Consider the following 16,998-nt stretch of genomic DNA (forward strand, 5'->3'; position numbering starts at 1 on the left):
AGCCGGATTGTTGTAAATTTGGCGGTCTGGGGTTGTGATTACGCATTACGTACGCTGTTCCTCAGCAGTCCCTCCGGCAGTAAAGCGGGCTGCCAAAAGCTCAGCTCACAGTGTGCGGACAGCTACAAATTGTTGTATGTAATACAGCTTTGCTCCTGAATAAACCGGGTGCCCGGAAGGATTGTTGTATGAAATACAGGATTATTTCTTATATCGGCTTGGTGGAGGAGGAAATCCTGCTTTTTATACAATAATTTTGGATAATAGCCGATTTAACGGGATAATTGTTGCATTTCGTGCAGGATTTTGCATCAAGTCTAAGCAAATTCGCATTCATTCCGTTTCCTGCAGCAGTCGCGTTGCTCAAACCAGTCTCTATCCACGTATGCAAAATAACCCCACAAAGTGGGGCTGTGGCTTCGATGATTACTCAGGCACTTTGGGGGGCCGAAGGCGGTCTTTAACGTGTACAAAGTCCCCTCTTATTTCATAAGCGGGCCCACCTCAACCTCCATTTGTCCGAGCAGTCCGTCCACGGTAGAGCTTTGCGTGTAGAGCCCGTCCAGCAGCCTCTGGATCTTCGTATCAATCTGCTGCCAGTTCTTATGGCCCGGCGCGATCCGGGCATCCGCGATCTGGTCGAGCACGGCCAGCTGGATGCTCTCCGGCGAAGGTTTGGAAGCCGCTCTCAGGAAGACATCCGATTCAAGCACGGATTTCCGGGACGGGACGAAGTATTGCGCGGTAACGCTCATGGCTTCTGCGCTGGTGATGAACTTCAGGAATTCCGCGGCTTCCGCCGGATGCCTGGTCTCGAATACAGAGACTCCCGCATAGCCGAGTGAAGTTCCTGTACCCTTCACACCTGCCGGCATTGGAACGATATCCCAATCAAAATCAGTAACCGCACGGGCCTTCGAGGTATAGCTGTAACGGTCCGTATACATACCGATCCGGCCGCTGTCGAAGGTTAGCTCATCGCCCGGAAGCGGATGCACCTTGTCCTTGAACATCATATCACTGTAGAGCTGCAGCGCCTCTCTCCCTGCCGGAGAATTCAGCGCAAAAGCCGTTGCACTGCTGTCAAACAGCTCGGCGCCATGCGACCAGAACAGCGGCAGCAGCGCATCCGACCAGTTGTTCCAGTCGCGGACCAGCTTCACGCCGTAAATGCCTTGCTGTGAATCAGTGAGGCTGCGCGCTGCCTTGAGAAATTCCTCGTAGTTCCAGTTCCCTTCCTTATACAGCTCCGTTGGCGTCTTCAGACCCTTCTCAAGAAACAGGTCCTTATTGTAGTAGATCAGCACCGGAGGCGTAGAGAATGGGATTCCGTACAGCCGATCCTCCCGCTTGAAGATGTCAAGTGTAGACGGATAAATATCCGCGTAGTTATATCCGGGATCTTCTTTGACCTCTGCTGCAATGTCCACCAGCTGGCCGGATTCCAGCAGCTGGGGAATCATCCGCTCCGCCAGCCAGCCGGCATCAGGCGCGGTACGGGAGGCCAGCATGATCGACAGCTTTTGCTGATAATCGGCAAACGGAATCGTCATGATCTCTACCTCCATCCCGGGATGGAGCTGTTCATATTCATCCACCAGGCCCTCAACCATTGCCTTCTGCGCATCGTTGCCCCAAATGCTGAACTTCAGCTTCACAGGCTCCTGCACAGCAGCCGCCTCACTTCCTCCTGCTTCTTCACCTTCCACTTTCCCGACAGACGCCCCCCTTCCTGCCCCTGAAGAGCAGCCCGCAGCCATTAATACCGCTATCATAAGGCTTAGCAGCCTTGTCCGCATCATTAATCCTCCTCCTGCCTGTCCCCGGCGGGACCGGCATTGTTCATGGCTTCCCAGTTCATCGGCAGCCGCAGTGAGACCGTTACCCCGCGCTCTGCCGTATGATCAAGAGTTAATCCGTAAGGCTCTCCATAGAGCAGCCGGAGCCGCTGATGGACATTGCGCAACGCAAATCCCTTTTGAATCCGGCCGAAGCCGCCCTGCTCCGTCTCTGTACCGGGCCGGGATTTATTCTGATACAGCTGTTCTTCAAGCTCCTGCATCCGTTCACCGGTTATGCCAAGACCATCATCCTTGACGGACAACACCAAGTCTTCCTCTTCCACCGAAGCCGTCAGGGCAAGCTGCAGCGTGTCCTGGCCCATGGCATGCTCAATAACATTCTCAATCAGCGGCTGCAGAATCAGCTTCGGCACCACGCAGTAATCGAAGGAAGAGTCAATATGGATTACAGCCTGCAGCTTGTCTCCAAGACGCATACCCTGGATTCGAAGATACGCTTCTACGAATCTTACCTCATCCAGAACGTACACCATCTGCTCCTGATGGCCGACCGTGTAGCGCAGCAGCTTCCCGAGACTGGTCACCACACCCGAGAGTTCCCGGGTATTGCCCTGAAGGGCCAGCATGTTCACCATTTCCAGGGTATTGTACAGAAAATGCGGATGAATCTGGCTCTGCAGCGCAAGCAGCTCGGCTTCCCGCTCCTTCAGCCGGGTCTCATAGACCTCTTTGACCAGACGGTCGATCTCGCCGATCATCGTATTGAAGCCTTCGGTCAGCTGCCCGATTTCATCGCTCGTAGTGACCGTCGCCCGCTCCAGGAACAGCCCCCGCTTCACCTGCCTCATCTTCGACTGCAGATGGGCAATCGGCTTAATCAGGCGGTTCGACAGCAGAATCGCCGCCGCATAAGCAGCCATCAGGGCTACGATTGAGACAATCAATGTAGAATTCGTTAGCTCGCGTGCGTCTTCCCGGAGCTGCGTCCGCGGAATCAGTGAGGTCACCTTAAGTCCCGTATATGAAGAGTGGGCAGAGGCTGTAATATAGGATTCACTTGAATCGGGAAGCCCGTCTGGCCCTGAGTACAGCATAACCTGATCCTTGCCGGTAATCTGCAGCAGACCGCTCCCGCTCGAACGCACCGTAGATACAATCGAACCGAACCCCCGTGCCGTCAGATCCACCTTGACGATCCCCAGCATGTCATTCGTATAGGGCTCACGGATAACCCGGGCCACCGAGATAATCCCCTGCTTCGCCTCTGTATAGTAGGCCGCAGCATGCGGCGGCAGGATGGCAAGACCACCGTCTTCCTGCTCAACCGCCTCCATCCAGTCTGCCATGCTGCGGTCCCACCGCTTCCTGACGCTCTGGTCCAGATTACTGAAGATTCCTCCGTCATTGGTGAACACCAGAATGCTCTCAATCTCACCCCGGTCAAAAGCCAGCGAAGAAATAAACAGATTCATCTTCAGCGTCTCATCCGTAGTTAAATAAGTGTTCGCCGAGCCGCTGCCGCTGTGCTTGCGGAGAATCTGCATCATATCCTCATCGTACAGCGGCGTAAGTGTAAGCCGGTCCAGTTCCTTAATGTAATGCTCCAGGTTGATATTAATCTGGCTCACAACCTGATTGGAGAGCTCCACAGTGCTGCGCTCCACACCGGCAGTATATTTCTTATAGCTGATGGTGCCGATCACGAGAAACGGAATCGTAATCAGCAGGCAGAACAATACGATAAACTTGGTGCGCAGCGGCACGTATATTGATTTGTTTGACCCTTTTCTGAATGGCACGCGGACAGCCTCCCCAAATTCTGGTTACCCACTCCAACATAGCATAATTCGAGTCCGAAGTCAGAGACGTTCTCCCTGGCTGGCGCAATAGCTTCCTCTACAAAAATACAGCAGACAGCACACCTCTTAAGGTTGCTGTCTGCTTACGTGCACAAGGCTGCTGTCTGAAGAAGTCCGCTCAGCTATTCTCAAGCTCTCCGGACCAAACCTCCGTCTGCCTCCAGAATTCAGCAGCAGTCAGCGTACCGCTGTGAATCATATAAGCGTAATCCAGCAGATTCGGCAGGCAGGGCAGATCCAGAAGATAACGGCTGAACGCATGCGCGGCGATCTCCGAGGTCTTGGTCACGCTGGCCCGGATGCGCAGCGGACCCAGGGAGAGGCTGCTGATGTCGTCAAGCCGCTTGTTGGTGTATCCCAGCTCCGTGAACTCCAGATCGTGGAACAGCTCATGCGCGAGATGGATGTCTGTGATTTCCTTCAGCGTGAAGGAACGGCCGGGAAGCAGCACACCGGCACACTGCCGCAGTTCTTCCATGGACGATTTATACAGCGTAATGGCGCGCTCCTTGGCCGACAGCTCAATCTGGGCGCGGAAGCGGATCTGCCCGATGGTGCCCTGCCGTTCATTGAGATTGACGCTGATTCCGCGGTCCCGGCAGATGGCCCCGACATCCGTGCCGTAGCGGGCTTTGAATGAAGTGGCCTGCTCCCTGCCGATCGCCAGCGGGCGCTCTACATAATAACGCCGTTTGCTGTGCGGTATTCTGTGAAACAGCAGATCATTTGTGAGTTCGGCATATCCCAGCACACTATCGCTTGGTAGCGTCCGTTCAGCTGTCTTCATCATCCTGTACACCTCCTACTGATAGACGACAGCGAGTATTTCGCTGTTGTCCTCTAGCAGCTGGGTTTCCACTTCGAGAATGGAGAACAGCTGCTCCTTGGTCTGCATCCCGGTCAGATCGAGCATTTTTTCCTTATAGAAGACAAAGGTCTTCGGGATCGTCGCATTAGCGTCCGAATAGATTGTATTCTCCTCCAGGAACGAGGCAAACCGGTCGGCCATATTCTTCTTCAAAAAAGCCAGATGATACGCATTCGTCTTCTTAAATCGCACCACGCCCTCGCGATCCAGCACGCCGACATGGCTGAGCTTCTTCTTCACCAGCCCAAACATGGACTTCTTGATTTCGCCGGACTCGAACAGGAACCATCTGCCGGAGGCCGCCTTCAGCTCCGTCTGACCGGCCGGCTGGCCCAGTGCTTCCGCCGCCGTCAGCATCAGCTCGTTCACGGGCACCTCGCGGCTGGCCAGATCCTTCGAGCGCAGCTCGGTCGAGCCGGTGGCGATGGCCCGCAGAATATTGCGCTGCGAATCGATCTCGATCGTCACGTCAACCGTGGCTTCATTCGCTCCGGACTGGACGATTTTCTCCATAATCTCCGCCCGGATCAGCTTGATATCCCGCTCTGTCGCACCGACCACAGTCTTCTCGATCTGCTCGCGGACCATTGCCATCCCAACGCCGATCGTGGAGATATACGGCGCATTATTGGCGATCTGGTGCTTGAAGCCTTCACTCGCCGCCATTGCCGGAACGAGCACTGCTCCGCTGCCGCCGCCGCCCACCAGCGTAACAAACCCGGTGTCCAGCTCATAATCGCTGATCATCTGATTGACAACCGCCATCACCTTGCGGATGGCAATATCCATTGCTGCCCTTGCTGCGTCTTCCGCAGACATGCCGAGCCGGGAACCCAGCGCCTGCCAGGCTATCCTGGTACTCTCCATATTCCCGCGGGCATAGTCCGTCTCCGGCACATGATTCAGCAGATTCGCCGCACCTGCCAGGGTCAGCGCATATTCATGTCCTCCCGCACCCCGGACGGTGACGTAATCCGGATCTCCCGGACGCGGACTGACGAGACCGATGACAGGCTGCTCCAGATTCTCCTTACCGGTGAAGCATTCGTACTCCAGACCGGCGATATGCGCACTGCGCGGGCCGACATCCGTGATCTTGCCTCCGCCGATCTGGATCATGCTGCCCCCGGCAACGGCGAGCGTCCGTACATCCAGCGAACGCAGATACGTCTTATGTCCGCCTACCTGGGCATTCTCAATCATCACCTTGCCGTTCTTGATCACGGAGATATCTACACTGGTTCCGCCGACTTCGAAGAAAATACCGTCCGATATCTTCTCATACATCAGGGCGCCGGCCACACCGGCCGCCAGCCCTGACAGCATGGTCAGGATCGGACGCTTGCGCACCTCGTCGATGCTCATGACACCGCCATCGCAGCGCATGATCATCAGCTGGGAGGTAATCCCCGCTTCTTTGACGGCCTGCTCAGTCATGTTGGCGGTCTCCATCATCTTCGGAATCAGGCTCGCATTGACGACCGCTGTACGGGTCCGCGTCTTCAGCCCATAGAGCTGGGAGATTTCATGTCCGCCGGTGGCGTACACTCCCCGGCTGCGCGCCGCTTCCATCACTCTCAGCTCGTTGGCCGGATCATCGACACTGTAGGCTTCCGAGGCCACAATAACCTCTGCACCCTGGGCGAGCAGCTGATCAATCGCCGCATCGATGGTTTCCGGCGTCAGTTCCTTCGAATCAATGAACTTGTGATAGGTGGTAAGATATTTACCGGCAGCCAGCTCGATATTCGCCACATTGGTCTCGGAGCGGGCACTGCGGGCATCCAGTCCCGTGCCCATCCCCACGATGCCTACACGGGCAACATCTCCTTCGAGCAGAGCATTGGTGGCCTGAGTCGTCCCGTGGGCGATGAACTTGATGTCACCGGGAAGAATGCCGTTCTCGCTCATAATCCGCTGAATGATCTGGACAATCCCGCTGGCGACTCCGCGTTCATCGTGATGTGTTGTGGGCATTTTGACCTTGGACAACACCTCAAAGGTCTCATTGTCTATCGCAACGGCATCCGTGAAGGTTCCCCCGACATCGATGCCGATCCTGATTTGTTTATTGTTCATAGCAGGTTCTCCTCTCCATGAAGCTTATGTCTCTAATCTGCAATCTGTATTCGCCTAACCAGAGCTTAATCTAGAAAACGGTCAGACCCGCGATAATCATCGAGATCATCACAGCCGCGAACATCCATGGCAGGGTTTTGCGCAGCGTTTCAATAATATCCGTCTTGGTGTAGTCGGCGATCCAGACATTGTGGGAGTTGGTCGGATCGCTGACAGCCTGCAGATTGCTCACGATACGCAGTGCCAGCATAGCCGCAACTGGTGCCATTCCTCCGGCAACAATCAGTGCCGCGATTCCGCTGCCGAGTCCCCAGACGTTAAGCGGTCCACGGTAAATCGCAAGCGGAGACAGCAAAGTGAAGACGAGAATGTACATCAGCGGACTGGTTGGAATAATGCCTTCGATCAGCGGCTGAATCAGCAACGCCACCGGAGGTGCAGTTACCGCGCTGAGCAGCATCCCGATCCCGATCATCAGTCCAAGCGCACCGGCCACATCCTGAATCCCTTCCACCAGCGCACTCGACAGCACATGGATCGGACGCTTCGGTGTGGCGAGCAGCAATGTGACAACCGCCCCCATGAAGACTGCAGAGACAATATCAACCTTCAGGAAAAATACCAGCAGCACCGGAACAAGCGGGCTGATAAGCGCAATGGCTCTTACGTTCTTGGTATCCTGAGCCTGGAATTCCGGCTTGAGCGGCATGGCCCAGGCACGGCGGACCTTGCCGTCTTTGCGGGTATAGTAGACGATCATTATCAAGGCAATGACAATCAGCGGAATAGCGCAGATCAGTGAATACGAAGCAATCGTGTTCGTGGGCACCTTAAGCACATCGGTATAAATCGCCCAGGTGGAGACGTTGAAGACCACGCCGACCGCATTGGCCAGCAGGACAACAAGGCCGCTGACGAACGGCTTCAGACCGGCGGTGAGCATAATGGGAATAGCGATCGTTCCGACGAGAATGACCATGCCCAGCCCGTTGGCAGCCGAGAAGATTACAGACGCGGCGAGGAAAAAGATAAGGGCAATCGCCAGCGGCTTGTCACCGGCCAGCTCCGCAGCTTTGCGGATAATGGTCTTCGTGATGCCGACCTTGCTGAGAATCTGGCCGAACCAGGCACCGAAGATCAGTCCGGCGATGGCGGTAGACAGCTTCATGGCCCCGCCTGCGAGCACACCCTTGGTGATGGTGAAGGTATCCGGGTTATCGGACAGGAGCGGGATACCCGCGATCGCCGCCAGCAGAATCGCCATCATCGGCAGGGCGAGCAGCGTGGTCAGCTTGCGGGTCATCATCAAGCCCACAAACACAATGAATACAAGTAAAATGCCGATAATCTGCACAGTTTCCAAACCAATTCCTCCTAAATTTTTGTGAAATATACGTTGTTATAAGAATTATTGTGCTTAATTACCATTGGAAACCAAGCAAGCTTGGAATCAAATGAACGGTATAGATTAATCTTGAAAATGACAACCTTCCGTATCATGTCCGCGCTTCCCAGTCTTTGAGAGCAACCAGCGTGGGGTGTAAGAAGCTAGTAACAGAGCTATAGCTATAGCAGCAGCAGCAACAGAAACAGAAATAGCAACAGCAACAACAGCAACAGCAGCAGCAACAGCAGCAACAGCAGCAACAGCATTAGCAATAGCATTAGCAATAGCAATAGCAACTGCAGCAACAGCATTTAATTGTATTTCATACAACTAAAAGCTGGCGAAAAGCCGGTTTTACCGGAATAATTGTATTCTGTACAACTAAAAATAACGATAAGTCCCCTTTTGAGGAATATGGGGATTATAACTGTATCAAATGCAATTAAAACCTTCGCAGCGCCATAAACGCTCACTTTAGTTGCACAAAATACAGTTAGAGCTTAGGCGCGGTCCCGTCACAGCCACCAGCCTGCGGCTCTAGCAGAGAGCACGGCGTGCTAATCCGAAAGATTAACAGTTCACTGTACATGACATTATTTTTGCGCACCATGCTCCGTCCGTTACACCTCCAGATAAGCACCATGCGCCACGAGTGTATGCTGCAGTTCCTTATAGTCCACCTGCTGCACGGGGACTCCTTCTTTCACGGCCAATGCCGCCGCAGTACCGCCTGCCTGACCAATTGCCCCCACCGTAGGTGTAGTTCGCACAGCCGCCTGGGCTTCAAAAGTAGCTGAGAGACATCTGCCGACCACAATCAGGTTGTCGATTTCCTTCGTGATCAGGCAGCGGTAAGGGATGCCGTACATCGCCCCCCATTCCAGATGATCCGTTGCGGTTCCCTCGCCGTCCGGGCTGTGAATATCAATCGGATAGCCGGAGTGGGCGATCACATCCGCAAAGGGCTTCACCGACAGAATATCCTGCGCGGTCAGCGTGTACACACCCTTGATCTGGCGGGAGCCGCGGACACCGATGGACGGACCTGTGGAGACTACCACGGACTCTTCAAAGCCGGGAATATACTTTTTCAGAAAAATCTCCAGCTCCCTACACTGCCTGCGCCCTTCAATCTCCGCCTCGCTGAGGCTCCACGGATCTGTGCTGTCCTTGCCCAGAATACGTGTGGTGTTCATAATAATCTCGCCGGGATTGCTCGTCTCGAAGAACAGCACATCCTCTCTCGGAATACTGATCTCGCCGCGCGACTTGGCTTCCCGGAACTGCTTGTCGAAGCCGGCGACAGATAATCTGGCCGCAGAGTCCATCACGGTGATATCAAGGTTCATGCGCGGGAAGTCCTCGCGGTGCTCCCGGATGTACGCCTTGATCTTCTCCGTGTCCACCCCCCTCATCTTCATCTTCAGGGTCATCGGCTGCGACTGCTCATCGGATTCACGCCCTTTGGTGAACGGCACTCCGGACCAGGCAGCCAAGTCCCCGTCTCCGGTAGCATCAATGAACACATCCGCCGTAATCCGGCTAAGCCCCGCCTTGTTGCACAGGGTAAGCGACTCAATGCGTCTGCCGGACACTTCAGCCCCGGCCAGCATCGTATGATACAGCACCTCGCCTCCGCTCTCCTGCAGCATCAGATCCAGCTCGTATTTCATCGCTTCGGCATCGAATGGTGTCACCGAATAAGTGTAGTTAGTCGCATCCGGGATATGCCCCGGTGATTTGCCGAGCGCCTGAAGCCGCTGGATCAGCTCATCAGTGATCCCCTGGATAGCCTGCTTATCTCCGGCATGAAAAGTCATCATCGGCCCGACACCCGCAGCGGTTAGAGTTCCGCCGAGGAAACCTCCTGCCTCTATGATCAGTGTTGCGGCGCCTGCTCTTGCTGCCGCGATGGCCGCGATCGAGCCTGAAACCCCGCCGCCTGCTACAACAACTTCATATTTCCGCATCATTGCTCCTCCTTTTCCCCTTTTAAGTTAACGGTTACATTACAGCTGTTCCCTGTACTGCGTGGGAGTGCTGCCGGTATAGTCCTTGAATACCGCCATGAAATGCTTGGAGCTTAGATAGCCTGATAATTTGGCTACCTCATAGATTTTGAGATTCGTTTCCTTCAGCAGCTGCTTGGCCCGGTTCATCCGGCACTGCGAGACATAATCCGTAAAGTTCTGCCCCGTTTCTGATTTGAACAGTACCGACAGGTACTGGTGATTCAGATGCACCTGCTCCGCCATATATTGCAGTGAAATTTCCTGATCCAGCCGCTGCGCAACCAACTCTTTCACTTTACGGATCAATTGCCTGCCCTTCAGGTCTGCTCCGCCCTCTTCCGGCAGGTCCGCAAGGCCGCTCCGGGTTCCGTGCTTGCGCCTGAAATCCCCCAGTGCCTGGGCCAGCTCCGTGCGGTCAACCGGCTTCAGCAGATAATCGCTGATGCCGTATTTGATCGCCTGCTTCGCATATTCAAAGTCGGCATACCCGCTTAGAATTAGAATGTACAGGTCAGGGTACTGGTCACGGACCCGCCGGATCATCTCCAGACCGTTCATTTCATTCATCCGTATATCCGTAATCAGAACATCGGGCTTCACACTCTTGAGCGCCTCCAGCGCAAGTCTTCCGTTCTCTGCTTCACCCACCACCTGAAAGCCGCCGATAACCTCCTCAATCAAATGTTTGAGGCCCGAACGGATCAGAGCTTCGTCTTCAACCAGAAACAGCTTGTGCAAGCCTATCCCTCCTCATCCACATTGTCCGGGCCTCTGCGCCCGCCTTCGCCGGGCTCCTGAGGTTCACTTCTGGTGAAACGCTTACACTATCAGTATAAATTTTGCATACCTCCAAAGAAACGGTCCACATTCGAGAAAAGGTATGAAATTTCGAGATTTATCCGTACCCGTCCCCGCTGATGCCAAAACGGATGTCCTTAACGCCGGTGATCCGGCAGTAAAGACATCCGTGTGTACTTGCTTTTGTACAAACTATTCCGGGATCTGCTTCCTTACAGGTCTTGCGCTGTGCTGTTGTCGTACAGCCCGATTAATTCATCGAAGGAAGAAATAATAACGTCGGAGCCCTTCAGCTCATCCTGCCGTCCGAATCCGGCGTAGCCGCAGCCAATTACCGTCTGCCCGTTGCCCTTGCCCGCTTCCACGTCAGAGGAACGGTCGCCCACCATCCAGGCACTGCTGATATTGTGGTTGTCCAGCAGGAGTCCAAGCAGCTCAGTCTTGGTTGCCGTTCCTTGTCCGCCTGCACTGTATAAGCCCTCGAACAGCTCCTTCAGCTCATGCACCACTACGATGCTGTGAATATAATCCTCCAGCCCGTTGCTGGCGACGAACAATTTCACTCCGCGCGCATGAAGCGCACGCAGCGTTTCCACTACCTTAGGATACAGAAGGGTCCCTCCGGCTTCCAGTCCTTCAATTTCCAGCTGCAGCAGCAGCTCATCCGCCCGGCGGTGCACCGCCGCGTCCGCTTCCGGCATTACATTCTTCCAGATTTGCGCCAGCAGCATGCCAAGGCTGCCCAGAATGCGCTCCTCCGGCGGAGTAGGCCCGGAATACAGCCCTTCCTCGCGCAGGATATCAAACATTTTATGATAGGCCGGCAATAGCAGGCTCTCCGTCTGGAACAGCGTACCATCCATATCGAATACGATAGCTTCCGGTTTGTTCAATTTCGGCAGCTGCCCGTGCTCTGCCTGTGTCTTTTCTTCATAACTCATAAGGTGACCCATCCCTTCCAAATTGTTCTGCCTCTGACTCTCTAGTTCATCTGGAGCTTCCATAACACGCTTTAATGATATAGGAAAGCAGCACGTATTGTCTACGAACCCAAGAATATGCATTGATTTTATTATTTCATAATGATATATTACATATTGCTATATAACACATTGGTATAAGGAGTGTTTACACAATGAAATTAATCATTCAGTTTCTCAAACAACCCGTAACCATCGTCGGGATTATTACTGCGCTGCTGTTCCAGGTCTTTTTCAGCCTCATCTGGATCACCGGCTACGATCATGTCACTGACCGGGTAGATCAGCTGCCGATCGCCATTGTTAACGGAGACGGCAGTGCAGCCCAGTCCATCGCTGACAATATATCCACGTCCCTTAACTTCGAACAGGTGGAGGGCCTCTCTCTGGCAGAGGCGCAGGACCGGCTCGGGCATCGTTCCCTCCGAATGATTATTGAGCTTCCCCAAGGCTTCACCGCTTCACTAAGCGAGCCTTCGTCCGGGGCCAAGATCCGCTATTATCTGAACGAATCCAATCCGCAGATGGTCTCTAATGTCATGCAGGGCGTAGCGGCCAAAGTCACTGCTGCCATGGATGCAAAGAGCAGTGCTGCGGGACTTGGAGGCGTGCTCACTGCCATGAAGCTGCCGGAGGCAGAAGCCGCAATGATTCGAAGCAGCGCAGCAAGCCGGATCAGCTCCGATATCCAGATTGTGAATCCGGCTACCAACTTCGCTGAAACCATGGTTCCGCTAATGGTCGTTACGGCTTCCTTCACCGGCGCCATGCTGCTGGCCATGAACCTGAGCAAAGTCTCTGCCAGTCTGGCCGCTGCTGCCAGCAAATGGCAGAGGCTTAGCGCCCGGTATGTGCTGATGGCTGGTACTGCACTTGCCGGCTCACTCATCAGCGCTTCACTGCTGCATGTTCTCGGCATCCACTCTTCGCAAGGCTTCCTCAGCCTGTGGATGTTCGAATTAGTCGTCATCCTCTCCTGCATGACGGTCGCCAATCTCAGTCTTGTGCTGTTCGGCGATGCCGGAGCATGGCTGAACATTGCGCTGCTGTCCATACAGATGCTGAGCTCCGGGGCTACGATTCCCCGGGACATACTGTCCCCCTTTTACCAGTCGGTCGGCCAATTCTTCCCTGCTTACTATGCTGTGGACGGCATGCTGGATCTCGTCATAGGCGGTGAGGGCATTCTGCACGACGTGACGGCGCTGCTCTATATCGCTGCTGTTGCTACCGCTGCCAGTGTGCTGCTTACCCTGTTCCGCCGGGAGAAACGCGCAGTCCGGACCGGAGCGGCAGCCAATGCCTGAGTACCTGTGAAGCTTCTCTGGCCCTGACACCTTCGCCAGTTCAAATTGAGTCCGGCAGGACAGATGTGATATGGTAGGAAGGAGAGAGAGGAGCGGCAGACGTTAATGAACATTCAAGATGTAATACTCGGGATTCTAAGTGAGAAGCCCCATTCCGGTTATGATATCAAGCGGCATTTCGAGGAGTATTTCTCCTTCTTCTTCGATGCCAGCTTCGGCACGATCTACCCCACCTTAAGCAAGATGGAGAAGCTGGGTCTGATCTCCAGGGAAGCGGTACGCCAGGAGGGCAAACCGGATAAGAACTTGTTTACAATTACACCTGACGGTGAACTGCACTTCCAGAAGTATTTGCGTCAGCCTGCGGAGAAGGATGTGCTCCGTTCCGACTTCCTGATGCATCTGTATTTCGGGGACATGGCAGATGAAGAGACGATGCACACCCTGCTCCGCGAAGCCCTCCGGGCCAAACAGGAGATGTACGAGGATCTGGAGCATAAGCTGCAGGAGCTGGACAAGATCGGCAAGCTGACGCCCTCCCAGAAGCTCTGTATTGAGCTGGGGCTGGTGCAATACGATGCTTTTATCCGAAGAGTGCAGAGTGCGCTGGAGAGCTGAACTATCAGCATAGCCGCGCATAGACCCGCAAACAACACAAGACGGCAGTCCTCCCTAAGCCTAAGCCCGGGAACTGCCGTCTTTGTTCATGCTATTTAAAAGGGACCGGAGTGCAAACACTGTTAAAGTGCCTGCGCTGCGGTCCCTGCTGTCATTATTTATGGTGCGGTTCAGAACAAAACTTATACGTGGTCGAAGCTTGCAATCAGTTCGTCAAGAACATCTTTGCTGACCATTTTGCCTTTGAAGTTGATCAGGTTCTCGGCACTTCCGGAGAAGATACAAGTAGGTTCATATTTTCTGAGAATGATCTTTTCGCCGTCCACAAAAATTTCGAGCGGGTCTTTTATGTCAATTCCCATCGTTCTGCGTAGTTCAATCGGAATCACGATACGTCCCAGTTCATCTACTTTTCTTACAATACCTGTTGCTTTCATCATTATGCATCCTCCCTTGAAATAACGCTTGATTCATCATTCAGTGTTAAAAGCTATCAAAGCTTCTAAATAGTAGAAATGATTATGCTATATCTGCATTGTAAAGTGCTATTTCTTTCCTGTCAATTTTATTTCTACATCTTTTGATATATATCGACAAATTATTCGACAAAGTTTAGAGCATATTCGACAAAATAATAGCCTGAATCATATTTTATCCAATTTCCTCTCGGATTGACAGTTTTTTATTTAAATTTTAGAAAAAACCTTGATTTTAGTAGTTTTGAGCTTCCGGTTAGCCTACCCGCTGCGACTCCGTTCCTATGTCTGTTCATGTTCATGAACATGTTCATACTCGTTCCTGCTCCCGCTCCCGTTTCCCATCTGCCCTTCTGCCTTTCTACTCTTCTGTTCTTCTGCTCTCAACTTTTACTGTTGTCCATGATCCGCTTCGAGAACAGTTGGATAAAAGGCACTTAATACTGGCTCAAGTCCCTCTGCCGGAACAAGAGTTGGAAAAATGACACTTAAATCATGCCGGGCAAAATAAGATACCTTTTTCCGCTTCCTATATTTACCGGACCGTTACAACGTCTGCTTCGTCTATACACAAAATCGCGGGAATTGAATCGAACAACGGGTTCGGCGGAATCAGACGGTTGATTTCCCTATCAATAAAAATACCCCCTCATATAGCTGGAGTACTATCCTCCAGCCCTTGAGGGGGCGTTTCTTATTACGGGTTAAACCAAAGACCGAAGCTCGAAGAGCCTCGCGGTCTTGCCCGGCGGCAGCGAGACGCTCAGGCTGCCTTCCGCCGGGTTCCAGCTCCATTCGGAGCGCTGCGCCTGCGGATAGGCGCAGCGGGCCTCTGCGGCCTGTCCCTTCAGCTCAGGGACGGGCAGCGTAATTCCCGCTGCATCTCCGGCAATCCGCCATACGGCAATATAACGGATGTCGCCATGGCGCAGGCCGAAGCTGACCCATTCCCCGCGGCTGTCCGGCAGACCGAGCGGCCAGAAGGCGAACGCCTGCGGAATATGGGCACGGATGGATTTGTAATAATCCAGCGCCTCCTTCACCAGGGCTCTGCGCTGCGGCGCAAGCTCGGCCAGATGGCCGCTCTGGTGGACGCGGAGCAGCAGCGCATTAACCATGTTGAAGATGACCTCTTCATCATCGCCTTCGCGCAGCGGATACGACCACACGGCCGATTGCTCCGGCGTCAGCGCCGCCGGGGAGCCTGCGGCAATGGCCGCGTACTGCACATAATCCTCCTGGTCGCTGGTCGACTGGATGCTGTGGCGGCTGAGCATGGCATAGTCCATCCGCATACCGCCGCTGGAGCAGTTCTCGATCACCAGCTGCGGGTAACGGACGAAGATACTGTCCAGCCAGGCCAGATAGGCCCGGTTATGCTGCAAGAGGCCGTCCCCGAAGCTGTCGGCATCTGTCTCTGTGCCGATCCCTGCGTTGATGTTGTAGTCCATCTTAATATATCCGACACCGTATTCTTCCACCAGCCGGGCAATGACGCCATTGGCATGCTCTATGACCTTCGGGCTGCGGTAATCCAGCTGATACCGGCTGCGGTCCTTCACCCGTTTGCCGTGACGCATGAAAAACCAGCTGTCGTCGGTCTCAGCCAGCTTCGGACTGTTGACCCCCATAACCTCCAGCTCCAGCCAGAGTCCGGGAATCATTCCTTTGCTGCGGATATAGTCCAGCACATATTTGATGCCTTCCGGGAAACGCTCGATTGACGGATCCCACTGGCCGACGCCGTCCCACCACTCGCCTGGGGCATACCAGCCCGCATCAATACAGAAGTATTCACAGCCGACATCGGCGGCGGCATCAATCAGCGGCAGCAGCTTCTCCGTCGTCGGGCTTCCCCACAGGCAGTTCATATAGTCATTAAAAATAATCCGCAGCAGCTCATTGTCCTCATTCGGTCTGCGGATGATCCGCCGGTATGCGGTCAGCTGCTCTGCCGCGCCCTGGAAGCCGCCCTGCACAGCGCCTGCGGCCACCGGCACAGAGGTGAATTCTTCACCCGGGGCCAGCTTCAGCCACCAGTGGTTGTCATGCTCCGTAGGCCCGCTGACCAGCAGCGTAAGCTGGTCGTACTGATCAGTCAGCTCCCAGTGCCAGGAGCCGTTGTGCTCAATCTGCCAGAACAGGCTTGTCCCGCTCTCCTTATTCTGCAGTACCGCCATCGGCAGCAGCTCAGCCGCCGACCAGGAGCCGGTATTGCTGGCGGCAATCCGCTTCGAGCCACGGTCGGCCAGATGGGACATACCCAGCTCCGGCAGGCTGTAGCTCTTCCACTGCAGCTCGCTCTGCCAGCCGCTGTGAGCAAGGCTCACTTCGATTTTATCGCCCCGGTCTTTGCTGCCCTCTTTGTCCACTCCAGTAAGCGCAAACGAAGAAATGTATTCTACCGCAGCATCCGCATCCCCTCCATTGCGCAGCACTGTCCAGGAGCGCACAATCTGCACACCTGTATAGAACTGATAATGCTGTACCGCCTTCACTCCTGTCAGCGGATCAACGAGTGTAATCTCCAGCTTGCGTCCCAGAGGATTCATCGTATCGCTGTGCCCGCCATACACCATACGCAGCCCCGGATACGACGCGCGGTGCGTCCGCCCGTGATACTCCGCCCGGTCTTCCCCTGATAGCTGCAGCTCCAGCAGCCGGAAGCCCACCTTGCTCTTTTCTTCAATCCTTCCCGCTTCAAGCGGCACCGCCCCGAAATGCAGCAGCCGCACATCCTGTTCTTCCGTTATTTCAATTGTAAGATAAAGTCCGTTCTCGGCAATATCGATCAGCTTGCTGCTCATGTGTA

The 16,998-nt window shown here is 54.3% G+C and carries 13 protein-coding genes; 2 read left to right on the forward strand and 11 right to left on the reverse strand.

Annotated features, from left to right (window positions below):
- Positions 1-482 precede the first annotated feature (482 nt).
- The 9 genes from NSU14_RS20880 to NSU14_RS20920 form a co-directional block, all read right to left on the reverse strand.
- Positions 483-1,802, reverse strand: a complete 1,320-nt coding sequence (locus NSU14_RS20880; RefSeq protein WP_340947227.1) for an ABC transporter substrate-binding protein — start codon at positions 1,800-1,802, stop codon at positions 483-485.
- The gene (locus NSU14_RS20885) at positions 1,802-3,601 is read right to left on the reverse strand and encodes a sensor histidine kinase (RefSeq protein ID WP_042135374.1); all 1,800 of its coding nucleotides are present in this window, start codon (positions 3,599-3,601) and stop codon (positions 1,802-1,804) included. Before NSU14_RS20885 ends, NSU14_RS20880 begins: the two co-directional genes overlap by 1 nt.
- 178 nt (positions 3,602-3,779) lie before the next feature.
- Entirely contained in the window at positions 3,780-4,451 is a 672-nt protein-coding gene (locus tag NSU14_RS20890; RefSeq protein ID WP_076242728.1) for a hypothetical protein, read from the reverse strand.
- Positions 4,452-4,463: 12 nt separating this feature from the next.
- Complete coding sequence (locus tag NSU14_RS20895; protein ID WP_340947229.1) at positions 4,464-6,608, reverse strand: hydantoinase/oxoprolinase family protein; 2,145 nt, start codon at positions 6,606-6,608, stop codon at positions 4,464-4,466.
- Positions 6,609-6,678: 70 nt separating this feature from the next.
- Entirely contained in the window at positions 6,679-7,962 is a 1,284-nt protein-coding gene (locus NSU14_RS20900) for a citrate transporter (RefSeq protein ID WP_256703768.1), read from the reverse strand.
- Between the two features lie 114 nt (positions 7,963-8,076).
- On the reverse strand, positions 8,077-8,325 hold the full coding sequence (locus NSU14_RS20905; RefSeq protein WP_340947230.1) for a hypothetical protein: 249 nt from the start codon (positions 8,323-8,325) through the stop codon (positions 8,077-8,079).
- A gap of 290 nt (positions 8,326-8,615) precedes the next feature.
- Positions 8,616-9,968 (reverse strand): FAD-dependent oxidoreductase, encoded by a 1,353-nt coding sequence (locus NSU14_RS20910; protein WP_340947232.1) that lies wholly within the window; start codon positions 9,966-9,968, stop codon positions 8,616-8,618.
- A 36-nt stretch (positions 9,969-10,004) separates the two neighbouring features.
- Positions 10,005-10,745, reverse strand: a complete 741-nt coding sequence (locus NSU14_RS20915; RefSeq protein ID WP_042135364.1) for a response regulator transcription factor — start codon at positions 10,743-10,745, stop codon at positions 10,005-10,007.
- A 272-nt stretch (positions 10,746-11,017) separates the two neighbouring features.
- A complete protein-coding gene (locus NSU14_RS20920; RefSeq protein ID WP_042135362.1) occupies positions 11,018-11,746 on the reverse strand; it encodes an HAD family hydrolase in 729 nt (242 codons plus the stop codon).
- Positions 11,747-11,940: 194 nt separating this feature from the next.
- Here NSU14_RS20920 and NSU14_RS20925 point away from each other — a divergent pair, with 194 nt between their 5' ends.
- Together NSU14_RS20925 and NSU14_RS20930 are read left to right on the forward strand one after the other, a co-directional pair.
- Positions 11,941-13,092 carry a YhgE/Pip domain-containing protein gene (locus tag NSU14_RS20925; RefSeq protein WP_340947236.1) on the forward strand — a complete coding sequence of 384 codons (1,152 nt, stop codon included), beginning with the start codon at positions 11,941-11,943 and terminating at the stop codon, positions 13,090-13,092.
- A gap of 105 nt (positions 13,093-13,197) precedes the next feature.
- Positions 13,198-13,710 carry a PadR family transcriptional regulator gene (locus tag NSU14_RS20930; protein ID WP_042135359.1) on the forward strand — a complete coding sequence of 171 codons (513 nt, stop codon included), beginning with the start codon at positions 13,198-13,200 and terminating at the stop codon, positions 13,708-13,710.
- 182 nt (positions 13,711-13,892) lie between these two features.
- Here NSU14_RS20930 and NSU14_RS20935 read toward each other — a convergent pair whose 3' ends face one another.
- Complete coding sequence (locus tag NSU14_RS20935) at positions 13,893-14,150, reverse strand: AbrB/MazE/SpoVT family DNA-binding domain-containing protein (RefSeq protein ID WP_025708535.1); 258 nt, start codon at positions 14,148-14,150, stop codon at positions 13,893-13,895.
- A gap of 740 nt (positions 14,151-14,890) precedes the next feature.
- Positions 14,891-16,993, reverse strand: a complete 2,103-nt coding sequence (locus tag NSU14_RS20940; protein ID WP_340947238.1) for an alpha-galactosidase — start codon at positions 16,991-16,993, stop codon at positions 14,891-14,893.
- Positions 16,994-16,998: the final 5 nt, after the last annotated feature.

The sequence above is a fragment of the Paenibacillus sp. FSL R10-2771 genome, from assembly GCF_038000205.1.
In the GTDB taxonomy this organism is placed as follows: Bacteria; Bacillota; Bacilli; order Paenibacillales; family Paenibacillaceae; genus Paenibacillus_AQ; species Paenibacillus_AQ phytohabitans.

Excerpts from the sequence above, each read along its gene's own strand:
- NSU14_RS20880 (WP_340947227.1), bottom strand. The coding sequence starts at position 1,802 with ATGATGCGGACAAGGCTGCTAAGCCTTATGATAGCGGTATTAATGGCT.
- NSU14_RS20890 (WP_076242728.1), bottom strand. The coding sequence starts at position 4,451 with ATGATGAAGACAGCTGAACGGACGCTACCAAGCGATAGTGTGCTGGGA.
- NSU14_RS20895 (WP_340947229.1), bottom strand. The coding sequence starts at position 6,608 with ATGAACAATAAACAAATCAGGATCGGCATCGATGTCGGGGGAACCTTC.
- NSU14_RS20910 (WP_340947232.1), bottom strand. The coding sequence starts at position 9,968 with ATGATGCGGAAATATGAAGTTGTTGTAGCAGGCGGCGGGGTTTCAGGC.
- NSU14_RS20920 (WP_042135362.1), bottom strand. The coding sequence starts at position 11,746 with ATGAGTTATGAAGAAAAGACACAGGCAGAGCACGGGCAGCTGCCGAAA.
- NSU14_RS20925 (WP_340947236.1), top strand. The coding sequence starts at position 11,941 with ATGAAATTAATCATTCAGTTTCTCAAACAACCCGTAACCATCGTCGGG.
- NSU14_RS20930 (WP_042135359.1), top strand. The coding sequence starts at position 13,198 with ATGAACATTCAAGATGTAATACTCGGGATTCTAAGTGAGAAGCCCCAT.
- NSU14_RS20935 (WP_025708535.1), bottom strand. The coding sequence starts at position 14,150 with ATGATGAAAGCAACAGGTATTGTAAGAAAAGTAGATGAACTGGGACGT.
- NSU14_RS20940 (WP_340947238.1), bottom strand. The coding sequence starts at position 16,993 with ATGAGCAGCAAGCTGATCGATATTGCCGAGAACGGACTTTATCTTACA.